This window comes from Kitasatospora sp. NPDC004240, assembly GCF_053603215.1.
Map to the genome: position 1 here is coordinate 1 of NZ_JBSGFD010000423.1, position 2197 is coordinate 2197.

1 protein-coding gene is annotated in these 2197 nt (G+C 79.4%); it reads left to right on the forward strand.

The annotated features are described in order from the left end of the window. A partial coding sequence (locus ACWEQL_RS42225; RefSeq protein ID WP_452156903.1) for a non-ribosomal peptide synthetase occupies positions 1-2197 on the forward strand: 2197 nt, incomplete at both ends.

Genomic DNA, 2197 nt, shown 5'->3' on the forward strand with positions numbered 1-2197 from the left:
GCCGCACCGGACCCCACTGCCCAGGGCCCCGCCGCCGCGCCGACCCGCGACAGCGCCGAACTGCCCGCCGGCACCCTCCCCCGGCTGGAGCGCGCCGCCCGCGCCGCCAACGCCACCTGGGCCGAGCTGCTGATCGCCGCCACCGCCGGCTACCTGCACCGGCTCGCCGGCACCGAGGACGTCGTCCTCGGCCTGCCGCTCGCCAACCGCCGCGGCCCGGCCGCCCTGCGCACCCCCGTCGCCACCGCCAACGTCCTCCCGCTGCGCCTGGCCGTCCGCCCCCGCGACACCGCCGCCGAACTGCTGCGCCGCGTCGTCCTGGAGCTGCGCGCCGTCCGCCGCCACCAGCGCTACCCGCTGGAGGACCTGCGCCGCGACCTCGGCCGCGGCGGCGAACGCCACGCCCTGTTCGGACCGATGGTCAACATCAAGCCCTTCGAGGGCGACCTCGACCTCGCCGGCCTGACCGGCACCGTCCGCAACCTCGCCGCCGGCCCCGTCGACGACCTCGCCCTCGCCCTCTCACCCGGCCGCGACGGCGCGCTGCGCCTCACCCTGGAGGCCGACCCCGCCCGCCACGGCGCCGGCTCCCTCGCCGCCCACCGGGACGGCCTGCTGCGCTACCTCGACGGCCTGGCCGGCCTGCTGCTCGACGACCCGGCGACGCCGATCGCCCGGATCGACCCGCTGGACGCCGACGCCCTGCGGCGCGCCACCGCCGGCCGCGCCGAACCGCCCGTCGGCCGCACCCTGCCCGAGCTGTTCGCCGAACAGGCCGCCCGCACCCCGGACGCCGTCGCCGTCCGCGCCGGCGCCACCGCCCTCACCTTCGCCGAACTCGACGCCCGCGCCGACCGGTTGGCCGGGAAGCTCGCCGAGCTCGGGGCCGGCGACGGCAGCCCCGTCGCGCTCGCCCTGCCACGCGGCGCCGACACCGTGACCGCCATGCTCGCCGTGCTCAAGGCCGGCGGCGCCTGCCTCTCCCTCGACCTCGCCCACCCCCGGCAGCGGATCGCCGACATCCTCGACGACGCCCGCCCGGTCTGCGCCCTCGGCACCGCCGCCACCCTGGCCGCCCTGCCCCCGCTGCCCGCCGGCGTGCCCACCGTGGCGCTCGACGACCCCGCCGTCCGCGCCGCCCTGGCCGCCCGCCCGGCCACCGCGCCGCCCGCCCCGGGCCCCGGGCAGCCCGCCTACCTGCTGCACACCTCCGGTTCCACCGGCCGCCCCAAGGGCGTTCTGGTCGCCCACGCCTCGCTGGCCAACCTGCACGCCGGCCACGGCGAGGACCACATCGCCCCGGTCCTCGCCCGCACCGGCCGCGACCGGCTGCGGATCGCGCACAGCGCCTCCTTCGCCTTCGACGCCTCCTGGGACCCGCTGATCTGGATGGTGCACGGCCACGAGCTGCACCTGCTGGACGACGACACCTACCGCGACCCGGCCGCGCTCACCGGGTACGTCCACCGCGAGCGCGTCGACTACCTGGACGTCACCCCCTCCTACGCCGAGGTCCTGCTCGCCGAGGGGCTGCTGGCCCCCGGCCGGCACCACCCGGCCGTCCTGGTGGTCGGCGGCGAGGCCACCGGCGAGGCGCTCTGGCGGCGCCTGGCCGCCGTCGAGGGCCTGGCCCCGCTCAACCTGTACGGGCCCACCGAGACCACCGTCGACGCCTACTCCTGGACCGCCGGCCCGGACGGCACCCCCGTCGGCCGGGTGGTGCGCGGCTCGCGCGCCTACGTCCTGGACGGCTCGCTGCGCCCCGCGCCCGACGGCGTCACCGGCGAGCTCTACGTGGCCGGCGCCTGCCTGGCCGAGGGCTACCTCGGGCGGCCCGACCTCACCGCCGAACGCTTCGTCGCCGACCCCTTCGGCCCGCCCGGCGGGCGGATGTACCGCACCGGCGACCTGGCGCGCCGCCGTGCCGGGGGACCGGAGGCCGGGGGAGGGACCCTGGAGTTCCTCGGCCGCGCCGACGACCAGGTGAAGATCCGCGGCTTCCGGATCGAACCCGGCGAGATCGCCGCCGTCCTCGCCGAACTCCCCGGCGTGGCACGGGCCGTGTGCGTCGCCCGACCCGGACGCCAGGGCGCCCGCCTGCTCGGCTACGCCGTCCCCGCCCCCGGCGCCACCCCCGACCCGGCCGCCCTGCGCGCCGCGCTCGCCGCCCTCGGCGACCCGGCCGGCCGCCCGCTGC